Genomic DNA, 22,282 nt, shown 5'->3' with positions numbered 1-22,282 from the left:
CTTATTTCCCTCCTTTACTCAAATCCGGTACGTCAATAATTCCTGCATTCATTACAGCACGGAAAAACTTTGCCTCCATACTAGCTTCGTAATCGAGATCCCAGAGCATCCACTGCAAATCTCGTTCTCCAGTCCCGGCATAATAAGTAATAGGCATGGCTTGTCCGTTTTCAATTAATTGAAAATTGGCAGGGAACTCCCGACAACCTAAGTAGGGTTGTTGAAACACTTGTCCTAAACGCGCACGACGGAGAAAAATATTATAGTGCTTCTGAGGAGTGTCCATAGCTCCCGATTTTGAGGTCATCTCAAAGTGTGCCTCTATAATATATCCGACCTGCTTTAGCATTAAGGTCATCCGCTGTTGCCGTTCCTCCATCACATTCTGACGAACATTGCTTGTTTTGCCGTTCATAGCTGACTTAACAATAGCAGCTGATAGTTTAGATTCTGTCTCATTGCGGCGAATGGATTCAAATTTAATTTCGTTCAGTACATGAATACGGTCGACCACCCACCGGATAGCCGGCTTCCAGTGAAGGCTCTCGAGAATACCTCGAGCTGCAGACGGAGTGATGACATCATAACTGACTCGCTCAGCCTTCATTTCCGGGCGCGTGAAACATGCATAGTCCCCCCAAACATGGAGCTTAATACCATATCCCATATGTTCACCTCCGTTAGCTATTAAGGTAGCTTACTTGCACACTAAGCAAAGTAAGGCTTGACTCCTATCTGCTGGCTGTACCATAAATCAGGATGTTCTAGCATTCTGATCCCCGGGCTAATCTCTGTAAGTTCCCCCGCTTGCTTAAAAGCCTCATATTCCTGTTCATATAGTTGAACCGTATAAGGCTGAAGTTTCCTCACAAGTTCTCTACTTAATTGAGGAGCATGGCGAAGACGCTTAAGCAGAATCGAGAATGCAGCGCTATTATCCTCCACAAGCTTTTCCTCTTCAGTCTTAAAGGGAATGATGACCGGCTCCATCTGCTCATCAATCATCCGGAATTCCCGGCCGATCTCAGCAAAAGGAAAAGCGAGCTGTCTACCGTTTCTTTCAATCTTGGCGATAATCTCCTTGCCGTCCGTAGAGTCTCTGTTTCCGATGTGCTGAAAATAAGAAAGTTCGGCAAAATACCGCTCAACTGCTGAGACGGATAACGGATCAAGCCCTTCTTCCAAACTATCTTTAAGAATAGTTCTAGCTATATTGCCCGTTAAACTCATCCAACCCGCAGGTAGTCCCTGCCCCAGTTCAAACACATGTACTTTTCCATGAGATAATTTCCCATTCCGGTTACATCGTCCAGCCGCCTGAGCAACTGAATCAAGTCCAGCTAACTCACGGTAAACCTCCGGGAAATCTACATCTACTCCTGCTTCAATTAATTGCGTGCTAATTAAGAGACAAGGCTGACCAGACTCAAGGCGTTGACGGACCTTATATAATATAGCCATTCTGTGTCTAGGACACATTCTCGCACTTAAGTGATACATTCCCTCAAGTGTATTAGCGGATCGTGACTGTATATGCTGCAAAGTCTCAAATAGTTCACGCGCGGTCTTACGGGTATTAACAATGCACAATGCTTGAGGCAAACCTTTCAGTTCTTCAACTAAGCCGTCAAGACTTACAATTCCGCGGCTGCATACTTTTACACGTTCGAACTGTCTGAAGCGTAATTCCGGGTGAGTCACAATTTCCTTAACATTAATTTGCTGCTTCATACGGGGGTGATTCAAAATTTCCGAAGCTGGCGGTTGTGTTGCAGTACACATAATCACAGTACACCCATAATTCCGAACAAGCTCCTCCAGTGCGTACATACAAGGTTTGAAAAAAGCTCCATTCATCATCTGTGCCTCATCCAGCACGATAACGCTGTTCGTAAGGTTATGCAGCTTTCGGGTCTGGGAACGCTTGTGAGAGAACAGTGATTCAAAAAACTGCACATTTGTCGTCACGATAACAGGTATGTCCCAATTCTCTTCAGAAAGCCTTCTCGTATCACGGAGCCTACGCACTTCCTGCTCTTCTTTTATTAATTCTTCCGACTCATCCGTGTCATGGTGGACATTGGAATGATGCTCCAGCACAACCTCTTCCCCTAATACATCACGGAAAATAGCAGCGTTTTGCTCGATTATGTTGGTATGAGGAATTGCGTATATGATTCGTTCCAATTCCTTATGCTGCACTGCATGTCCCAATGCAAAGCCCAGCGAGATCAACGTTTTACCACTGCCGGTAGGTAAGGTTAATGAGAATAGGCCACGGGGTTGTGAGGCTTTGCCTATACACTCATTGAATATTTCTGTCCGCAAATAATCAATTTGACTACCAGGCTTAGGGAATCTCTTCGCCATATAATCCTGAAAGCGCTTAAGTAAAACGGGAAAATTGGCAGCTACTCCTCTCTTATCCGCTTGATCCGGGTTTAAGAAGCGTTCTGTATTCAAAGTATCTGCATCGACCAGGCAAGAAAAAAGCATTCGAGTAAGAAAAGACATCTGAAAAGATGATGATATTCCCGGCTGCAACGAAAACTGTGCTGGCAGTGCCGGAATTTTGACCTCACGAAAAGCTGCACTATAATCATCCAAATCTTTTACCAGTCTGCGCGCAAGGCAAGAATCCGCTCCCGAAATTGTCCCATAGTTTGGTAAGCCGCTATGATGACCAGCAATGATGTAGGATAAGATTACAGCCAAGCGTTGATTAGAACCAGCAGCCTTAATGATTTCTCTTGCTCCTGCCGTGGAATGATCCACTCTTCTACTTGATCCATCAAGCCTGCTTTGAAATTCATCAGAATACTTCCCAAGATCATGGAGATAACCGGCTATGTAACCCCATTTCTCCATTCCAAATTGACTAGCAAATTTAGCTGTTAATTGGGCCACTTCATTTAGATGATTCAATAATAACTGCCACTCACTTTTATTTGCAGAATCTGTGCTGTGGGCGTAGTACATTATTCACCTCTTTCTTAACTTCTTGTGATTAAAAATTAAATACATATTTATATTTTAACTCATTTCTGATGGGTTGTATACAAAAAAATCCAAAATGATCCTAAATATACCACACTCTACGTATTGCATCCTGGGAGTACTCCATATAATATAAATGAAGTGCTTAGTCGCTCCCAAAGGATGCGTGGATTGAAACTTGTGGTTAAATATTCTAAAAAAAGAAGCTAGTCCAGAGTAGTCTGGAACTAGCTTCTTTTTGTGTGGTATCACGGTTAATCCACGCACTCACATGGAGTACGATCTTGAAGTGATTCAACTCATGCCGCTGACTATAATTTCAATCCACGCACTCGTATAGAGTGCGACAGCGGAAAACAGCATAACCTATGCTTATTCCGTATTAATTCACTATCTTTATCCAAACTCAATTCTTGAAAAAGTATCAGTCCACTCTTGACCTTCCAAGTACATTCGCTCAATGTTAGAGTTTCGACAAATTCTGAGGTGCGAATCTCCCGGGAATTTCATGGGAGCTTGGCATTCGCACCAGCCCTCCCTTCTATCTTACTCCACCACTTATTTTCTGCAAACTAATTAGCTCACTACTAGCTTCAGTAGTCTATGGATTATTGTTCCTCCGCTCGGCCTTTTCGATAGCTTGTATAAAACTTAGCGTAGGATTCTCGGATCTGAAACTTACAGCTAACTCAGCCGAACCTCCAGCTTGCACCCAATACCAATAATCCAATGTATCTACATTTTCCAAGTACAATCGGGATAAGGCTTCAATCGGGTTTATTTTATACAGAGTCTCAAAGTCAAGATTGGGTATTGGATCATTTAGTAGATACTCATTTTTCAGGTCATATAACACTGTAAAAATGCTATAATGATTAACGTTAACAATCGTATTTATAAACTGACTGCATCTTACTGGTGTATTTAAAATAATTTTCATGTCATTAACTAACGCTTTGTCATCACAGTTAAGAATCGCTACCAACTCTCGAGCTGTTAGGTCAGGGGTATCAGGTGCCTCTTCAATAATAATTGTCCAGGGTGGATACGCTCCCATTTTAAAAACCTTAATCGCATCCGTAACATGACAACCAATTGTCTGCCATTTACGTCCCAGCGCATCAGTCAAATGATAGTAGTGGATCGTATCCCGTAATCCATTTAGCTCTGGCCACACCAAATTTTTCCGGGATATGTCCAGAATAGCTTGAGTATTATGTTTGCGAGGGCGACGTTTGGACATAGAGCAACCTCCATTTGATTACCTCCAGAAACTGCACGTTTAAAGTTCAACTTCTATATCAATAATATACATCATGCACTATGAAAGTGCAATCATTATTATTAGGAGGTCCCCATGGAATTTGATAAATATACACTGCACTGTAAACTCGACCAAATTTTAAAGACACACAATATCTCAGTACTAAAATTGTCCAATGAAATCGGCCACCGGAGAACGACCATAATGGAATTAGTGCATAACACCAACATGGATAAAAAGAAAATATCAGCAGAATTAATCATGAAGCTTTGCCTCTATTTTGAAGTCAGCCCTAACGATTTATTTGAGGTACGCCGGAAGGAATAGGATAGGATTAAAAAAAGCACTGAGTCCTGCGGCTGCGCAGATATCCAGTGCTTTTATTTATAAGATGGAGCTAACCAGATTCGTGTAAGTCAGATAAACAAAAGGCTGGGACCCAACCGTATTCGTTATTATCCGTTTTACAGTAAGTCCAATCGTTTAAGTGCTTTAACCCCCACAGTATCTCCCCTTGAGTAACTGTCAGTTCATGGGCGGAATAATCTTCGATCACTTTTGCAATATCATGGCTATCTGGAGAAGTTAAAATCTGCTTCGGCACCCACCCTTCTTTGTTAGTAGAGACTGATTTACAAAAAATCCAATTTGGAAATTGGGTATCCTCCCTGCCATACCAAACTTCTTGACCTTTTTGCAGGATGATTGGATCAGGATAAGTAGATGTATGAGCTTTGATTACGGTGTATCGTTGCAAGCTAGGATACCTCCATTCTCATTTTGTGTGTAAGACCGGTATTTACTTCAGGCCACACTCCATACGGAGTGCGACTCCTTGGTCATTTTTCCAATGACAGTTACCAAAATTTCAATCCACGCACTCGTGTAGAGTACGACGCTGGCAATCTTCTCCGCTGTCCCCTTGTCCATCCCATTTCAATCCACGCACTCGTGTAGAGTGCGACGCTGGCAATCTTCTCCGCTGTCCCCTTGTCCATCCCATTTCAATCCACGCACTCGTGTAGAGTGCGACGTAGAAACCATGAGCCCAGCAGATATGATCTGGGAATTTCAATCCACGCACTCGTGTAGAGTGCGACGAGGTTGCCGTTGACCTTCATCCACCAGCACGGCAGAATTTCAATCCACGCACTCGTGTAGAGTGCGACATGAGTCGGAAATCGTGGAGCATCTCGCCCCGCTATTTCAATCCACGCACTCGAATAGAGTGCGACGCTTACAACGTTGTCCAAGATACTACGGGCTAGAATTATTTCAATCCACGCACTCGTATAGAGTGCGACGGTTCCCGCGCATAAGGCGTTAGAGGTCGCGGTCGAATTTCAATCCACGCACTCGTATAGAGTGCGAAAGTTAGATATGTTCTTCAAGGATAAATTTGGAGGTATTTCAATCCACGCACTCGTATAGAGTGCGACTTGGCGGCGTGGTGGTCTATAAAAAGTATATCGCATTTCAATCCACGCACTCGTATAGAGTGCGACTTTCTCTGCCACTGTCTTGTCCTTGTTGTAGTCCATTTCAATCCACGCACTCGTATAGAGTGCGACCCTGTTCCAGTGCAGCCTCTGGTGGATCGTTGATATTTCAATCCACGCACTCGTATAGAGTGCGACGTTCGTCTGATAGCGTGTCCGTTAGGCGGTGTTTATTTAAATCCACGCACTCGTATAGAGTGCGACAATCGTATCTTCCAGCAGTTCCGGTTTGATCAATTTCAATCCACGCACTCGTATAGAGTGCGACATGCACCGGACCCGGCCGATGCCGCATTCATCGCCATTTCAATCCACGCACTCGTATAGAGTGCGACGTCAATCGGTAGATGTTGGTTATCTCTACTATTGATTTCAATCCACGCACTCGTATAGAGTGCGACTTTGCACGTTCTACAGGATCGACAATCATATATATTTCAATCCACGCACTCGTATAGAGTGCGACGCAACGTCTTAAGATACTCATAGCCCTGTTTAATATTTCAATCCACGCACTCGTATAGAGTGCGACAGCGGAAAAAAGCGTAACCCATGCTTTTCCCGTATTAATTCACTATCTGTCCCCTAATTCTATTCTTTAAAAGATATACAACCACCCTTGACTTCTAAAGAATACCCTCATATTTATAAACTTTCGACAAACTCTGAGGTGCGAAACCCCCAGGGATTTCATGGGAGCTTGGCATTCGCACCGGCCCTCTCCTTCTATTTTAATCCATCGCAAGCCATTCTGCATAACGATAAATCTCTCAATATTGTAGTTTTTTTGTTGTATGTGCGGCGTTTCATATGCACTAGGCCATTCGATATACTGGTAGTGGTAAAGGTCAACATTAGGCTACATACCTTAAGGAGAAGGGGAATCGAATTCAATGAAAAAATATATATTAACATCTATCAGTGCTATTGCACTTTTAAGTTACCTAATGGGGTGTAAGGATACTTATGCACTCCAAGCTCAGGTGTCAAAAGCAACTCCATCTCACACCCTAGCCCCATCCAGTAAACCGACTCCTTCCCACACCCCATCACCAAGGGCTGCCCCCTCCCCAACGCCAGTGCCTAAAGCACAGAGCATGAATGCCTTGATTCCGGCCGGGTGGCATATTTTGGAGCCATACCTGGGAGAGAAAGCCCTCGCCAAAGGCGACTTAAATAAAGACGGGATTTCAGATCTTGCAATGGTCATTGAGAAAAATTCGGTCAAGGGAGAGGCATCACCGCGATCCCTATTAATCGCTTTTGGCGGCAAAAATAACACATACACCCTCTCCATCATCGCCGATCATGTCATTTTGCAAGCAGATGAGGGTGGAATATGGGGCGATCCTTTTGAGAGCATAACCATTGATCGGGGGTCTGTTCTGGTCAGCGATTATGGGGGCAGCAACTGGAGATGGTACAACAAATACAGATTTCGGTATCAGGATCAGGATTGGTTTCTGATCGGCTCCACGAGCGGAACCTATTTCACAGGTGCTGTAACCATGGAGCAGGCGGATGAGAATGATATTAATTATTTGACCGGGCAATTTGTTAAGCGGAGAACAGACGAACAAGGACAGACAACCACGACCAAAGGCAATCAGGGAAAAAAGAAATTAGTCCGGCTCAAGGATTTTAACTCCGAAGATATATAACAAGTTTATGCGAAAAGATCTCCTCCATCCTAGCAACCTTATGTCCCCTCTTGCGTCTAAATCCACAGGAAGAATAAAACATAATTTGGAACAAGGAGGATTTACATTAGTGAACTCAATGTTGAAAAAAGGCGTTGCCGGGTGGCTTATCGCGTCGCTGCTATTCACTGGAAGTGCCTTAACGGGAACGGCTTCAGCCGCTTCATCTGCCATTCAGATCTCGATGAACAACTCGTTTGTGGATACAGATGTGGCCCCGTATATCACGAGTGGCACGACGATGGTCCCCCTGCAGGTGGCCCAAAAAATACCCGGCAGCTCCATCCAATGGAACAACGCCACGAAAACAGTCACGCTTACCCGAGACGGACAGACCGTCACCTTAGTGGCAGGCCAACAGACTGCAAAGATCGGCAATCAGAAAGTGAAACTCGAAGCCGCTTCGGTCATCCGAAAAGGGCGGGTTATGGTCCCCTTACGCTTCATGGCTGAATCCACCGGGGCATATGTCTTATGGAATCCCAAGCAGCGAATTGTTTTCGTCGCTTCCAAGCCCAGTGAAGAGCTTAAACAGCAATTAGCCTCCACCAATCTGGCTGAAGCCCGGACCGCAGCCCTGAAATTACCGAGAGTTAGCGCGCTTGAACAATTTGAAGTGGGTGGCGTAGAGGGAGGCACTTTCGATTACTATTTTCCGGAGGGAAGGGCTGACCAATTTTTCCTATCCGGGGGTAACAGTATTTCCTACTACGAGGTTGTGGGGGACCATAGCGAAGTCAAGTGGACCGCCACCTTCGACTGGAAGGTTAAAGCGGCAAGCGGCCTGTTCTTCAAACCTTACCAAATTACCAACCAGGACGGCACACTCCCCAAACTAACGGGCCGGGTCGTATTTTACCATTTCATGGGACATATTGGAGCAGCGGGTTATGGATTCATTGATCCTAACGGGAACGAGACTACTTTGGGAATGAAGGATATGAATTCCGAGGTGTTTTTTGAGATTCCGGGAGAGGTGAAGCCTTAACCCATTGTCATTGAAAAAGCGGACAACGTAGCTCTATCCAGGCGTTGTCCGCTTTATTGTGTCTACCAACCATTTTGCCGCATCCAGGAGGTCCTTTGCAATATAATCTGGTGCTGCCTGCTCATACCACAGGTGACGGTATTTATCCAAAGACTGCATCCCCCAGCCCGTCTTTACCAAAATCCTTCTGGCCTCCACTGCTGCCGCTGCAAGCATATCGATTGAACCCACATCGCCAATCACCGCACACCGGGTATCACCCACAAATACAGCTTGAAGAGTCAAAGCGGACTCACCTCTTTTTCCTGAATACTCCAAAAATTATAATAAAAATAAGAACAACGATTATGAACCCGCTCAACGCACTCCTCCCTTTTTTGGGATTATATCATGAGCGTTATGGTTTGAATATCAGACTCTTAGTGTGAGTGTAGAGATTGATCCTTTACCAATTCCCAGTTAATCATTCCGTTCTCTATTCCGGTTCGTGTAAAATTCAATTTCTCCAGGACTCTGATAGACGGAATGTTATCGTTAAGGCACTCGGCCACAATTTTTTGGACTTTTTTTGATGATAAGGCCCATTCTATAATAGCTCCTACCGACTCAGTGGCTATACCCTTATTATGCATTTCAGGAATAAGGCCAAATCCAACTTCTACAATTCCTTGATTGGGCTTCCCCTTGTAGCCAATGTCACCGATAATTTGATGGTTATCCGTTAAGGTTACAAACCAAGCACCCCAGCCTAACAATTCAGGTTCCCCTTTTAGCTTATCCAAATAGTTAATGATATGATTTCTAATAGAATATGTTTCTGATACTTTTATGTAATTTTCTTGGTTAAAAGCAGTAATGTTGAGCCGTTCTGTCTGAATGTACATAATTCACTTCTCCTCTTGGCTGGCCGTATATGGAATAATTATACAAACTGACATCTTTAAAAACCAGGTAGAAGTTGAATATAACTGAATTACACTGCCCGAACTTGGGGGCTTGCTCGCCACACAAAACAACTACCAATGCTTAATCCAAATGGGCTCCATATCGGAGTAACCCATAGCTTGCAACAACTCCCAAGCGTTTTCTATAGTATGGTGCTTTCCTTTGAGCCACAACTCTGGTTTTTCCTGTTGTAAGTAAAGAATAATCTCTGAAATATGTCTCGGGTTCCCAAGATGAATGATGATATGGTAGTTATCTTTATATGCTGAAATATCATAAAACTCCCAAAAGGTGTGGTGTTCTTCCTCTGGTGGAGCAGCTTCGAAAATGAGTGTGATTTTTGTAGTTTTATCTTCTTTGGGTGAAATATTTAATGTGAAGCGAGGACCACCCACAAGCCAATATACAAAAGGCTGGTCTTGGATGGTTAGGTTTCTGATTTGAGTTTTCACCGTAGGAAAGCCCCCATTGAAGTAAAGGTTTCATTGTAAATTAACGCTATGTTGTTGAACTCAACGTATTACTTAGATCCTTGTCTCCCAATGAATTTCTTCTAATCTACTAACTGTTTCCTTAACTGAACGATCGATATAAGAGAGAATATCTTCAAAAGTATATAGTCCCAACGGTGAATGTTCCGCAATAGGGTCAGCTATAAAATCAGCTTCAAATTGATGGATAACACCAGATAATGCATGCATATCAATTACGTCCATTTCATTTTGTTCAATCGTCAGTTTGCATTTAGTTAATTTAAAGTGGTGAATTAGCTTTGCGTTTAATATCGTCTTTTGATTGATCGTTAGAACCAATAGCATCTGGAGCAAGTCCACCGAGATGTAAAAACTCTGAGTTGATTTTCAACTTCTCTGCAAGTTGCACAGTAATACAGTAATGCATTATCCTAGAGCCCAATATAGACACCTCATTTTCCTGAAAGTAACATATCCAGAGTAAGGATAAACTTTTGACGTATACTGCTCCGTAAGAGCGGGATAGTACGGTGAAAAAATTCAACCTATCACGGCAGTTCCGAACGAAAAACAGAGTCATAAACTGCCGCTGTGTAGATGAAACAATGTTTCTCGTTAGTTGAATAGACTACTTTCCCACTAAAGCAGAAACTCTAATTGATAATCATTTGGATCGTTTTCGTATAGTTTCTTATTTATTTCTACCGTCTCTTTACAGCCAATTGCAAAATAAAATGCAACCGTCTCCTCGGCAGAACCAGCACAAATATATATTTTATCTGCTTTCCACACTTTAGCTCTTTCTGCGATTATTAAGAATAGCTTTTTACCAATTCCTTTATTCCTATGCTCCAATGAAATAAATAACTGGTCTAATAAAACGTATTTATAATTTTCACCAAAGAACTCACGATTTAATGTTGCGAACCCTATTAATTTGTTATTTTCATCAAAGGCACCAACCGCTTCACCGTTACTTGAAATAGTTGCTTTTAGACTATTGAAGTGGTGTTCATAACCATTAGCCCAGTCAGAATCTTGATAATTGATTTTGACTAACTGGCGTTTTCCATCAACTTCTCTCCATGCATTATTTATGTATTGTGAAGGATTTATATCATTTATTAGTGCACAATCTTCAATCGCTAATTTTCTATACTGCATACTCAATATAAATTACCTCCTCTAGCTTCATCACTCATGTTACTTTCGATCCCTTTATACACCTTAATAAATTCTTCACCTTCATTCAGAGAATCCAACAGCTTTAATAGACCAGGAGTACCCACAATTTCATACCACCTCGAAACCTCATAACACGCCAGTTCATAGTTCATACGACTTTGAGCATTAGGCTGGAATGCAGAGTGGGAGTCCAATAGGTCGAAATTTATTGATTCTTTGCCGTCTTTCGTTTGGATTTTCCAAGTTTTTTCATTATCTGTAAATCGGCCATCGACCATAGCGGCTAGCCCCTCATCAAACCATACTGGCACTTTGCTGCTGTTTTTGAGCCTCTTTCTTAATTCTGCATGGGTGAATTCATGAGCAATAACATTCTCGTTATAACCCCTTGAGCCGACAACAATGTAGTTATTCCATGGATAATAATAAGTTTGTCCAATATCAGAATCCGCATAATTATCCAAAGCCTTTTTTGATTTTGCATAGATTACAACAGGGGCCGATTCTTTTGGACCAAAAAGTAGATTAATTTTCGCAGAAGATGTTTGAACAAAATGGATTAGTTCTGCTTTTTCACTCTCATTGATTTCAGGTTCAACGAATACATTAGGAGCAATTTGGTTCATTCTAGAGTATTTGACTAATACAGCATTTGTTTGCTTCGCATAACTCAAATACAAGATTAGTACGACAAGAGCGAATATCAGAATGGTAGAAAAGGTGATGATTTTGATCCTTTTGGATCTGAGTAGTATCAATGTAGTATTCTCCTTACGCATATAGCACACCATGTTTGATAGGAACAAATCATGTTGCGATAAATTACTTTATAGTCTCGTGCTAGCTTCAGCCGATAAACTTTCATCAATTTTTGGAAGGACCACCTTCTTTACATTTGGCCACTTATCTTTAACCTATTCAGCAAGCTCAATATGACGTTCTGGGCACTCTGTTATAGATGGAATGGAAAATTTTATTTAAAGTTACTGAGAGGGAAAATTCAGTTTATGTACTCTGCCAAGAGTGGACTAGTGAACTTTTGACGCATATAGCGCAATAAAAAGGTACAATCCTCATGGTCTGTACCCGTATGAAAAAGAAAACATAAAAGCAAAGAACAAAATAATAATAGCAGTTGGAATGCAGCTTAATATAACCCAAAATTCAGCTTGCTTACTTCTAACGCCTTTAAACCATTTGTAATAAACAAAAAGAAGAAATATTAACGTTGGAAAGAATAACAAAGATTGCATCGTATTAAACCAGCTTGAATTTTTATCCCAATATGCATCTGTACTGGAAGAAGACTCTCATATGCTCTATCAATTTTATTTCTAATCGTAATAAAAAAATAAGAAATTACAGAATAATAAGCCACTAGGGTAGCCTTTATCCACCATAATAAAAACTTATTAAATATTATTACTAAAAAGATAATTGCCAGAAATGCGAACAAACCCATATATTTTTCAAAAATAAAAATCACCTCCACAATATTTTACCTAATAAATGTATTGGTTTCCACGAAAATTATTATGGGTTGTTGCGCAGTACGAAGATAGGGCGTAACAGAAAGGGAATTTTTTATGTATTCTACACCAGATACGGCCAGTGAAAACTAGACGCGTATTAATCAGCAAAGAGGCCCCTTCTCTCCCTGTGAGAGAAGAGACCTATCCATGCGTAGGATCAGGACTGATTTGCAGCTAGGTTTTGTATCAGGAGATTGTTATATTTAGCCGCATGTTTTTGCTCATCCAGAATAATGCCATACAGAGTATCCTTGTAAATACCGTATGGAAGACCGAACCATATCTTTCGATATTTCTCTACAGCAGATAATTCACCTTGGAAGGCTTGTTGCAACCCGGCAATATAAGAATTAACATTATCCGGAGCTTCGTTGCTAACTCCTGTTACTTCATGTCCTGTTAATTCCCTATACATTTGCCGAAACATTTGATTATGTCCTCTTTCATCATTCCGGATAGAGGTAATCACGTCAATTTGTTCTTGGTTCGGAGCCAGTTTGATGAGTTGATCATAAAAAAGTTCATCATTTCGTTCGCCTTGTACGGCATTCCTCATTAATTCAAGTGCTTCTTGTGTTGTAGTGGCCCAAACGGGGACGAATTGTGCTCTAAACCAATACGGATAAGGATACATCCTATGCATGAGCTAAACCTCCAGAAATGCAAATATTCACCTCAACAATTATATGCACAGAAGCCCAGAGTGTGATTATTCGAGAAAGGTTTGATGCACATTTCCTATACTTTCACTCCCACCAAACGTAGTATGTGCCTAGCAGCTCTGTAAGTTGGTTGATCGTAGCGAGGCAGTCTTGCGAAATATCAGTGATTACAACACCTTGGATGAGCGGCATTGCGAGATAGAGCTTACTCAGTACTGCCGTTTCCACTGGAAAAGCAGGCTTTTCCCGCGACACGTGAATTCGCCATGATTCCATGAGCAACTTCTCATACTCTTCCCGTGTGTCTGGACCACTATAAAGCAACTGCTCGATATGCGTATCTGTCATGATTGGCAACTTCGCTGCTTCGAATGCGTCCTTATGTACTAAGCGGCTAACCAGCCTCCTCATGATCGCGTTTACGCCGATGTTAGCAGGCGAAGTTTGTAAACGAGCTTCTTCCCAAATGAGTCCGGTGACACGCTCACCAGCTTCCAGTGTGAACTGGAGATTTTCATTTGTATAGCTCATCACTTCTAAAAGTTCACCAGTAGATATGGTCTGATAACCGCCGACAAATGCACTTCTGAGCAAGGAGTCCAGGTGATCTGCATGAAGAACCCCGTCCTTGTTCCTCAATAGGCTTCGCTTTGATCCATCTATATAGTCCATAACCTCTGATGTACGAATATTTGCACGGGCTAGGATGTCAACGATCTCCTCAGAGAACACGGCCTCCCGCGTCCATTCGTGATGATCGACGCCTGGAAGAGATTCTAGTGTATGACTGAAAGGCGCATGCCCGATATCATGCAGCAATGCAGCTGCCCGCAACGTATGATTATCCGGCTCAAAATGCGCTGTAAGCGCAAATACACCTAACGTATGCTGTAGGCGGCTGTAGGTATGGTGGGTATTGATGAAAGAAGCTCCTCCATGCCGAATGTAATGAAGCCGCCGCACCTTTTTGCTTCGGAGCAGCGCTTTTTCTTCATCGGTGAGCTGAATCCGTAACTGCCACAGCGGTTCATATATTTCGTCTAACGCACCATCAAGTCTTAACCGAAAGTCCATTCCAATGGTTCCTCCTGGGTTCTCCGTTATTCTTCAACCTCAAATATTGAATCAATGATGATTGGAAGATTGTCTCTAACCGAAACAGCTCCAACTGTATTTCAAACACATAATAATTGGTCACGCAATCGGGTACTATTCGGTAATCATACACTTATTTTCTGAATCTTCGAGCGGGATATTAAATAGACCGGACCCATTATTTCGATTTTGCCGTCTTTTACACGAATCGCACTCTCCTGCTCTGCCGCATATACATCAATCTCCTCCGATAAGGGAAACAGGTAGCCTTGGACGAACGAGGCATAGTCGCGTTGCGAGTGTGATTCATAGGCAAACGAATTAAAGCCCAACCCATCCTGAATTGTATCTATTTCCACTGAATGAGCGGCATTATGCGAGGTTACCCATTTGGCAGACATGTTCAACGAACCGGCGCTGGCCCCCAAGATCACGGCTGCACTGTTCTTAATCACATCTGTTAATTCATATTCCGCCAAAAAATCGTTCTGCTGAACAGGATCTCCTCCGCATAAAAAAATGACCGACGCGTTCTGAATCCATTGCCGGGCCTCTTCCTTCTGCATGCGGTAATCGATGTAATGAGACTCATCAAACATAAGATTAGCCTGATGGAGCCATGTCCATTCTGTTATATCCTCAAAGTTAATCTGCTCATCATCAAAATCAGACGGTTGAGCGCTAATCATAACAAGCGATTGTCTGTCTTGAATATCCTCCTGCAACCATTGCATCAGCCCCTCTGGCAAAATGCCATTAAACCAACTGAAATAATAGTGAGTACTCATGCTTCGTTACCTCCATATGTATGATTTGCCTCGTTAAAGCAGTTTAATTGAGCTTCAGCCGTCAGCATGGCGCTGGTGAGAGTAAGATAATTCCCGTCATTCCGGGCAATCGTTCTGAAATACAGGCTGCGCACGATATTTTTCCCATTCACTCTGGCGACTCTTTGTGCGCGTGTATCCGGCCATTCCATGCACTGCGACAAGCTATGAATCCAGTCGGCAATCTCCTGCTGCGGAAGCAGGGTTTCGCAGATCATCGTGTCCACAACACTAGCCATACGTTCATCTTCCTCCTCGTCAAAAATCCGGACGCCGTTATGCAGCATCCCTGTAATCGCCTTAAGCACCTCATGCTGCACCGCAATATCACTTTCCTTATAGCGGATCAGCTCCTCCAGGGCATCTGCCCCGTGAGCTGCGGCATGAGCCCAGCCTTCGGCTGCCAGATAACCGCGCAGATCCTTCTCCTCCTGGTAGTAGCGTAGCAACGACTGCTTTAGATACTGGAAGTCTTTTGGCGTCAAGAACGGATGAATCCTGTCCCGCTGCATAATAAGAGCGATAGGCAAAACCGCGAATGCCCTGGTGAGCACACTGTGGTCGCCCTCGCTTCCTATCCGGTAGAACAAATGCTGGTCGTCCATCAAGACAGTTAATAGATGCCGCATTTCCTCATCTGTGAGCTTATTATCGCGCTTCAGCCATATGTAAAAGGTAGAGTAAATATGCTCACGAAGCTCAGGCTCCGGGTCACCAATATGCATCAGCATCAGATCGGTGAAGTCTTGGAAGCTTTCTCCCTCTCGCAGGATATACTGTTCTTCCTCCAATCTGTGCAGCTTGTGTATCAGTTCTGTCCGTGTGTCCTTCGTACCCCATTCATTGATATTTTCGTCCAAAATGCAGGCTTTCATCTAATCGCTTCACTCCTAACCTAGTTATAGCGGCGGTATGTATTTCTCCCGTCAATATCCCTACTATAAAACACAATGACTGACACCAGGGCGTCAGTCATTGTAGGATAAAAGCATATTTTGCATATATTGCTGCAGCTCGGCCCGTAATCCCCGAGGCTCCAACAGCTCGCACTCCCTGCCGAAGCTTAGAATGAATTTCAACAGACCCTCCTCATGAGGAAAAGTATCCGTAACGAGATAGAAGCCATCTTCATTCCGGTTAATCTTCTCTTTCCCGAAATACTCGGTAAGCTGCGCGCCAATTCGCGAAGTGAATCTCAACACAACCTGTATGCCCGCCTGCGAATAATTGTGTTCAATGACCTCGGCAATCCGCGCATCCAGCAAATCTCTTTTGGCAAATGACATCCCCAACTCCAATTGCCTGATCCGCACAAGCTTGAATCTGCGGTAGTCGTTTCTGACCCGGCAGAAGCCGATCACATACCAATGGCCGTGACGAAAGTCAATCCAGCCCGGCTCGACTGTTCGCTCCAGGTATTCCATATCCCGGTTAATGTAATCGAACACCAGCAGCCTATTCTCCGTGATGGCCTCACTTATGATCCCGAGGTACTCCTTAATCTCCTGCTCCATGCTGAAATGGGACAAATCCAGAGTCAGTTTATCCTGATTGGAGTCCCGCTTATAGGTATGTTCAACCTTCAGCAGGATGTCGTTAAAAGCTTCGTTCCGGCCAAACAAGCCGTGTAAATTCTTCATTACAGCTACAAACGTATGAGCTTCATCCCCATTAAGAAAGAGATTGCTCACATTATAGCTGTCCATAATATAGTATCCTCCGCCCTTGCCGCTGGTCGCTGCAACCGGTATGCCGGCTTCGCTGATTTGCTCAATATCCCGGTAGATCGTCCGCAAGGATACCTCGAAATGCTCAGCAAGCTCCTTGCCCGTTACCGTACCTTGACCAGAGATGATCAGCAGCATGGAGAGTAATCGGTTGACTCGCATGATTGGTGTGTGACGCTAAGTCGCGTCTTCCTCCTCTGGGTGGGATATGGTTAGCAACCAAATGGATATCTTCAAATAGTAGCTGAGCAGGGCACCGTTGGATGTTCCTGTCGAGCTCTGCTCGGGAATATCGTACAGCGGCCTCCCTTACTCCTCAACCTCAAATATTGAATCAATGATAATGGGAAGATTGTCTCTAACCGAAACAGCTCCAAAGACTGAACGGGCATGGATACCTTTTTCTCCGAAAACATCCAGCATCAGATCAGAACAACCATTAAGCACTTTATGATGCTCTTCAAAACTGGCGACCGCATTAACAAAGCCCTGAATTTTAACCACTCGTTTTACTTTATCCAGTGTATCTAAAGCTGTTTGTAGTACAGCCAAAATTTCAATCCCCGTTTGTCGTGCAAACTGATAACCTTCTGCGGTGGTATACTCTTGACCTAACTTACCTTTAGGCGTCCCCGTAGGTCCTTTACCTGAAACGAACAATAACCCGTTTACTTTTACAAAGTTTGCGTATTTAGCTGCGGGTTCGCTTGCATGGGGGATAACGATGCCTAATGTTGCTATTTTACTAGCCACTGTTTGTTCAGTCATTTTTCAATCTCCTCACTTACGTTTAGCAATCGGATGATCCTCATTCAACTCCAGCAGATCCCACAAATTCCCGTATAAATCTTTAAAGACAGCTACTTTTCCGTAAGATTGATCTTGGGGCTCTCTAACAAATTCAATGCCCTTGGAGACCATGTCCTTATAATCTCTCCAAAAGTCATCGGTGTTCAGGAACAGAAATACCCGCCCACCCGTTTGGTTACCGACAAATTGCTCTTGTTCAGGTTTGGACGCCTTGGCAAGCAAGATCGTAGTCCCCACAGAGCCAGGAGGCGAAATCACCACCCACCGTTTATCCTGCTCCGGCTGATACGTATCTTCTACTACTGTGAAATTCAACTTTTTTGTATAAAATTCTATGGCTTCATCATAATCGTTTACGACCAAAGCAATATGTACAATGGACTGAATCATTTGTTAGGCTCATTACAGCCATTCGTTTGAGTGCTCCAAGTCTTCTCATTATCGGTAAACCGGCCATCCACCATAGCGGTTAAACCCTCGTCGAACCTTTGAGTCTCTTCCTTAACTCTGCATGTGTAAATTCATGACCTTTCATTTTTGGTACTTGCTGCTATTGGTTTAGTTTAGTTCTGAGAATTGGATAAGTGCCAGAATAATACTCAGAACAGTTAGCGCAAAGAAAATAACAGAAATTTGACGGTTCCTGCGCATTTTGATTCCGTAAGAGCAAAAGAAGATTGCGGCCGCTAGCTTGGCAATAATATTAGAATAGACATAATTCGAAAACAATGAACTGCTAAAGAGAATAGAAGCAAGTAAAGTCAAAGATATAAAAACTTTAAACCATAGCGGTTCCCTTATAAATTGATAGTACATGAATTTTAACGCTTTCATGGCATCCTATCCTCTAAGTTTTTTCAACCTATCGGTTTCGAATAAGCGATATCTTAAAACATTAAGGAATCACCGTAGTCCCAATCCCGTTTGTAAACAGGGTATCTACCAGCTTGACCAATTCTTCCGACGACAGATCTTTGTCATTCCGTATCCAAAGGCGAAACATCGACATTAGTGTGGATATGTAAAACTCAATGATATACGGTGCTAATGCTTCATCTGCCGGAAGGTCCACAATCAATCTCTCCAAGGGAATTTCTCTTTTCAGACGTTCAATGAAATGAACAGAACCATAGTCGCCCAAGAGGGCTTTCAGAACTGAAATCTCCTCTGCATTTTCCAGGCATTGCAGTGCGTCTTGGAAAGAATGAGTGGAGAACTCTCCGGTTGCCATTTCCTCTTTAATGGATGTAAAGACACGCTCTTCCACGTAGTCCAACAACTCATAGATATCCGTAAAGTATTGATAAAAGGTGCTACGGTTATATCCTGATAGTTTCGCGATCTCTTGGATGGTTATTTTTTCAATTGGTTTCTGGCTATATAAATCGCAGAATACATTAATAAAAGTTTGCCTTGTTTTATCCGTAATTTCAGGTTGCTTATTCATTATTGGCCTCCAGTTTCTGTTCATCGATTATACGACAGATCTTAAAAATCTGATGGTTGATGGTCCTATAGCGGACCTATACAATGACATTATACAACACGTTGTTGGATTATCAACAAGGATTAATATATAGGCTCAGGAGGCTAATATGAGAATTTTATTCTTCGGCAGAGGTGTTATATCGACCCAATATGCTTGGGCTTTTGAACAGGCAGGGCACACCGTGGAGTTCTACGTTAGACCAGGAAGAAAAGAAGCCTTCGGCAGCAGCATCGAGCTTGAAATGTGGGACGCAAGAAGAGGGAAGCAGCTTATCCAAGAAAGCTGGAACGTCAAATTACACGAAGAGATTCGACCAAATTATGATCTCATTATTGTGAGTGTCAACACGGAGCAGCTTCCGGCAGCAACACAACTATTATCGACTACTGCTGGGAGCACGCCTGTTCTCATCTTCAATAACCTTTGGCAGGATTTGAAATCATCGATCTCACCCCTGTCTATGGACAATGTGGTCTTTGGGTTCCCGGGAGGCGGCGGTGGCATTGAGGACAACAGGCTTAGAGGCGGCTTTTTAAAAATGCTGTTTCTGGAACAGCCACGGGCAGGCACTGAACCTATTAACAACCTGGTCAAAGCGCTATTTGAAAGTGCCCATTTTAAAATTAACTGGATCAAGGACATGCAAAGCTGGCTATGGAATCACTTCGCGATGAATGCAGCAATGGAAACCGAGGTGTTGAGACTGGGAAGTTTTGCGGCACTCATGAATGATAGCCAGTCCTTCGCAAATGTTGGCAGGAATATGAGGGAGATTATCCCTGTAATAAAAGCCAGAGGCGGAAACGCTGATATGACTTCTCTGCTGTTGACTAAGATCCCGCCGGCACTGCTCGGCACGCTTTTTAACAAGCTGGTTTTTGCAAAGGGTAGCTTGCCGCGCCTTTTCATGGAATACAACAATAGTAAAGCAGGTTTTGCGATACTTGAAGTTGTACGGGAAGCGCAAAGGCTAGGTGTACCTTTGCCGCGTCTTACTGCGGCTTTGGAAAACTGAAAAATACAAAGCAGATGTATCAGGATAGGAAGGGTTTAAGATATTTATCGAAACAGAATAATTCTGGAGTTCAATCCACTCACTCCACACAGAGTGTGGACTTGGTCGGTCGCATAGCGGTCGGCCTTTTTGGTGCATTTCAATCCACGCACTCCATACGGAGTGCGACGGTGTATGCCGGCTGGCAGGATGCACGTAATCCCAAATTTCAATCCACACACTCCATACGGAGTGCGAAGTTAGTCCGGCCAGCTTCGCCTTCTCTTCCGAGCTATTTCAATCCACACACTCACACAGAGTGCGACCTTCATACGGTAGTCCGGCATGTCGAACCACGGGGAATTTTAATCCACGCACTCACACGGAGTGCGACTTCCGGCTCACTTCATAGCTTTTTACCGTTTTATGGATTTCAATTCACGCACTCACACGGAGTGCGACGGATCTTAAGGTGATGCGGGATGTGGCGGAGATGAAATTTCAATCCACGCACTCACGTAGAGTGCGACAACCAGATTATCTTCGCAGGGCTTGATGATGTTATTTCAATCCACGCACTCACGTAGAGTGCGACAGCGGAAAACAGCATAACCTATGCTTTTTCCCTATACATACACTATATATCCCTTTGTTCCAATCTCGAAAAGGTATCTGTCCACGCTTGACTATTCAAGTACTCCCTTGATTCCTGAGAGTTTCGACAAATTCTGAGGTGCGAAACGCCCGGGGATTTCATGGAAGCTTGGCATTCGCACCGGCTCTTTGTTTCTATTGTACCTCTTCGGCCATATTCTGCATAATCCTAAATTGTCTCCACACGGTATCGGCCGGGGTCTTACAACACACTGCAAATAAGCCGGACCGCATACTTTAGTATGCAGGCCGACTATCTCTGTTACCTTTACTTGACTAGGCCCTCAGCACGGTGCTCTCTCTCGCTCTCCCAAGAGGACTCAGAGGCCCTTATTCCGCGAAAAATCCAACTTTTCCAGCATTCGCGGACTACAGGGCCGTTATTGATGGATATGCCACCAGAAAATGCCTCGCAGAGAGACAATAAGCGCACCACAGTCCGCCTAGCGGCAAAAAACAATGTTTGTTTAAAAATAACGGCCCTCAGGTCCGCGAAGGAGCATGGAGGAGCAGACTTGGGTGGACTAAGACGGATTCGCTCTCTCTAAGGGCATATTTCCCAGGAGCAATACGCTGCACCTCCAATCCACCACGAGGCCGCATCACTCACCTCCCCGCTACCCCCATCAGGCATTCATCAACACCTGAATGCGCTCCACATCCTGGCTGAATTTCTTGGCCAGGCGGGCTTTACCGAGGTTGGACTTTACGATCTTCTGCATCCGCTTGTCATCGGTTACCGCGAACTTGGCGAGCATCTTGAAGCCGGCTTCGGGGGCGCGTTCTACGAAGACACTAAGGGCGTACTCCAGACCTTTGGACAGGACACGGAATTCTTCCGCACCGTAGCGGGTCTGTCCGGCGGCAATCTGGTCCAGGATCTCCTCGGACAGCTCCAGCGCATACAGGACATTGGCCTGCTCCTTCAGCATCGGCGGGTGGGCCAGGGCGGCGACGAATGCCCGCTGCTCCAGCGCGTTGGCCGTGCCTTTCATGCCATCGAACAAGGCGCGGAGCGCGCTGAAGTCCTGCTCCCCGATGCGCTGCAGCGCCATTGCTGCCGCCTCGCGCATCCGCCAGCGGGCGTCATTCATCGCCGCCCGGCAACGCTCCAGAATGATCTCCTGGCGGGCAGGTTCCGCATAGCGGTAATAGCTGCCCATTGCCTGGAGTGCGCAGAACGGCAGGAACTCGCGGGGATCATCCGTCGGCGCTTCGGCTTCCGTCTTGCCGGTCCACTGCATAAGCAGCTCCCAGGCTTCGCTGGCCACCCAATCCGACGCGAAAGCATCCGCGAAGGTGGAAGCTGCGCCCAGATTCGCCCGGGGTCCCGGCAGGTTCGACTCGCCCATGAGACGCTGCTCCAGCTCCCCGAACTTCCCGGCCTCCTGAAGATCCTCATAGAAGACGTTTTTGGTTACTTTGCTGTTCATAGTACCCC

At 44.2% G+C, this 22,282-nt stretch carries 23 protein-coding genes and 1 CRISPR repeat array; of the genes, 4 read left to right on the top strand and 19 right to left on the bottom strand.

Annotated elements, in window-relative coordinates; translation table 11 throughout:
- Position 1: 1 nt before the first annotated feature.
- The 3 genes from cas5c to MHH28_RS28445 form a co-directional block, all read right to left on the bottom strand.
- Positions 2-667, bottom strand: a complete 666-nt coding sequence (gene cas5c, locus MHH28_RS28455) for a type I-C CRISPR-associated protein Cas5c (RefSeq protein WP_405108031.1) — start codon at positions 665-667, stop codon at positions 2-4.
- 41 nt (positions 668-708) lie between these two features.
- Positions 709-2,979: a CRISPR-associated helicase Cas3' gene (gene cas3, locus MHH28_RS28450; protein ID WP_405108028.1), complete on the bottom strand. Its 2,271-nt coding sequence runs from the start codon at positions 2,977-2,979 to the stop codon at positions 709-711.
- Between the two features lie 619 nt (positions 2,980-3,598).
- The gene (locus MHH28_RS28445) at positions 3,599-4,240 is read right to left on the bottom strand and encodes a hypothetical protein (RefSeq protein ID WP_405108025.1); all 642 of its coding nucleotides are present in this window, start codon (positions 4,238-4,240) and stop codon (positions 3,599-3,601) included.
- Between the two features lie 114 nt (positions 4,241-4,354).
- Here MHH28_RS28445 and MHH28_RS28440 point away from each other — a divergent pair, with 114 nt between their 5' ends.
- On the top strand, positions 4,355-4,588 hold the full coding sequence (locus MHH28_RS28440) for a helix-turn-helix domain-containing protein (protein WP_405108022.1): 234 nt from the start codon (positions 4,355-4,357) through the stop codon (positions 4,586-4,588).
- Positions 4,589-4,658: 70 nt separating this feature from the next.
- On the opposite strand, the gene MHH28_RS28435 is transcribed toward MHH28_RS28440, so the two are convergent.
- Complete coding sequence (locus MHH28_RS28435) at positions 4,659-5,018, bottom strand: SH3 domain-containing protein (protein ID WP_405108019.1); 360 nt, start codon at positions 5,016-5,018, stop codon at positions 4,659-4,661.
- A gap of 108 nt (positions 5,019-5,126) precedes the next feature.
- A CRISPR array of direct repeats spans positions 5,127-6,292; the repeat unit is 32 nt; unit sequence ATTTCAATCCACGCACTCGTATAGAGTGCGAC.
- Positions 6,293-6,653: 361 nt separating this feature from the next.
- On the opposite strand from MHH28_RS28435, the gene MHH28_RS28430 reads away from it, so the two are divergent.
- Together MHH28_RS28430 and MHH28_RS28425 are read left to right on the top strand one after the other, a co-directional pair.
- Entirely contained in the window at positions 6,654-7,421 is a 768-nt protein-coding gene (locus tag MHH28_RS28430) for a hypothetical protein (RefSeq protein WP_405108017.1), read from the top strand.
- Positions 7,422-7,539: 118 nt separating this feature from the next.
- Positions 7,540-8,448, top strand: a complete 909-nt coding sequence (locus MHH28_RS28425) for a stalk domain-containing protein (RefSeq protein WP_405117283.1) — start codon at positions 7,540-7,542, stop codon at positions 8,446-8,448.
- 33 nt (positions 8,449-8,481) lie between these two features.
- Here MHH28_RS28425 and MHH28_RS28420 read toward each other — a convergent pair whose 3' ends face one another.
- The 14 genes from MHH28_RS28420 to MHH28_RS28355 all read right to left on the bottom strand — a co-directional run bounded on the left by MHH28_RS28420 (position 8,482) and on the right by MHH28_RS28355 (position 19,151).
- Positions 8,482-8,712 carry an HAD hydrolase-like protein gene (locus MHH28_RS28420; protein ID WP_405108014.1) on the bottom strand — a complete coding sequence of 77 codons (231 nt, stop codon included), beginning with the start codon at positions 8,710-8,712 and terminating at the stop codon, positions 8,482-8,484.
- A gap of 155 nt (positions 8,713-8,867) precedes the next feature.
- Positions 8,868-9,332, bottom strand: coding sequence for a GNAT family N-acetyltransferase (locus MHH28_RS28415; protein WP_405108011.1), 465 nt, complete (start codon positions 9,330-9,332; stop codon positions 8,868-8,870).
- 132 nt (positions 9,333-9,464) lie between these two features.
- Positions 9,465-9,845, bottom strand: a complete 381-nt coding sequence (locus MHH28_RS28410) for a hypothetical protein (protein ID WP_405108008.1) — start codon at positions 9,843-9,845, stop codon at positions 9,465-9,467.
- A 72-nt stretch (positions 9,846-9,917) separates the two neighbouring features.
- Positions 9,918-10,226: a hypothetical protein gene (locus tag MHH28_RS28405; protein WP_405108005.1), complete on the bottom strand. Its 309-nt coding sequence runs from the start codon at positions 10,224-10,226 to the stop codon at positions 9,918-9,920.
- A gap of 279 nt (positions 10,227-10,505) precedes the next feature.
- The gene (locus MHH28_RS28400; protein WP_405117281.1) at positions 10,506-11,030 is read right to left on the bottom strand and encodes a GNAT family N-acetyltransferase; all 525 of its coding nucleotides are present in this window, start codon (positions 11,028-11,030) and stop codon (positions 10,506-10,508) included.
- A gap of 2 nt (positions 11,031-11,032) precedes the next feature.
- Positions 11,033-11,677, bottom strand: a complete 645-nt coding sequence (locus tag MHH28_RS28395; RefSeq protein ID WP_405108002.1) for a hypothetical protein — start codon at positions 11,675-11,677, stop codon at positions 11,033-11,035.
- A 1,063-nt stretch (positions 11,678-12,740) separates the two neighbouring features.
- A complete protein-coding gene (locus MHH28_RS28390) occupies positions 12,741-13,226 on the bottom strand; it encodes a ferritin-like domain-containing protein (RefSeq protein ID WP_405107999.1) in 486 nt (161 codons plus the stop codon).
- A 103-nt stretch (positions 13,227-13,329) separates the two neighbouring features.
- Entirely contained in the window at positions 13,330-14,319 is a 990-nt protein-coding gene (locus MHH28_RS28385; protein WP_405107996.1) for an HD domain-containing protein, read from the bottom strand.
- 146 nt (positions 14,320-14,465) lie between these two features.
- Entirely contained in the window at positions 14,466-15,128 is a 663-nt protein-coding gene (locus tag MHH28_RS28380) for a Type 1 glutamine amidotransferase-like domain-containing protein (protein WP_405107993.1), read from the bottom strand.
- Positions 15,125-16,042: a DUF2785 domain-containing protein gene (locus MHH28_RS28375; protein WP_405107990.1), complete on the bottom strand. Its 918-nt coding sequence runs from the start codon at positions 16,040-16,042 to the stop codon at positions 15,125-15,127. The genes MHH28_RS28380 and MHH28_RS28375 overlap by 4 nt, the downstream gene beginning before the upstream one ends.
- Before the next feature lie 93 nt (positions 16,043-16,135).
- Positions 16,136-17,056, bottom strand: coding sequence for a helix-turn-helix transcriptional regulator (locus MHH28_RS28370; RefSeq protein WP_405107987.1), 921 nt, complete (start codon positions 17,054-17,056; stop codon positions 16,136-16,138).
- A gap of 147 nt (positions 17,057-17,203) precedes the next feature.
- A complete protein-coding gene (locus MHH28_RS28365; protein ID WP_405107984.1) occupies positions 17,204-17,662 on the bottom strand; it encodes a RidA family protein in 459 nt (152 codons plus the stop codon).
- Positions 17,663-17,674: 12 nt separating this feature from the next.
- Positions 17,675-18,094 (bottom strand): VOC family protein, encoded by a 420-nt coding sequence (locus MHH28_RS28360; protein WP_405107981.1) that lies wholly within the window; start codon positions 18,092-18,094, stop codon positions 17,675-17,677.
- Positions 18,095-18,599: 505 nt separating this feature from the next.
- A complete protein-coding gene (locus tag MHH28_RS28355; RefSeq protein WP_405107978.1) occupies positions 18,600-19,151 on the bottom strand; it encodes a TetR/AcrR family transcriptional regulator in 552 nt (183 codons plus the stop codon).
- A gap of 148 nt (positions 19,152-19,299) precedes the next feature.
- Here MHH28_RS28355 and MHH28_RS28350 point away from each other — a divergent pair, with 148 nt between their 5' ends.
- Complete coding sequence (locus MHH28_RS28350) at positions 19,300-20,208, top strand: ketopantoate reductase family protein (protein ID WP_405107976.1); 909 nt, start codon at positions 19,300-19,302, stop codon at positions 20,206-20,208.
- A 1,259-nt stretch (positions 20,209-21,467) separates the two neighbouring features.
- On the opposite strand, the gene MHH28_RS28345 is transcribed toward MHH28_RS28350, so the two are convergent.
- Complete coding sequence (locus MHH28_RS28345; RefSeq protein ID WP_405107973.1) at positions 21,468-22,274, bottom strand: hypothetical protein; 807 nt, start codon at positions 22,272-22,274, stop codon at positions 21,468-21,470.
- Between the last annotated feature and the right edge of the window lie 8 nt (positions 22,275-22,282).

The sequence above is a fragment of the Paenibacillus sp. FSL K6-1217 genome (genome assembly GCF_045040735.1).
Classification (GTDB): domain Bacteria; phylum Bacillota; class Bacilli; order Paenibacillales; family Paenibacillaceae; genus Paenibacillus_AQ.
This window is presented reverse-complemented; position numbering and strand designations above follow the sequence as displayed.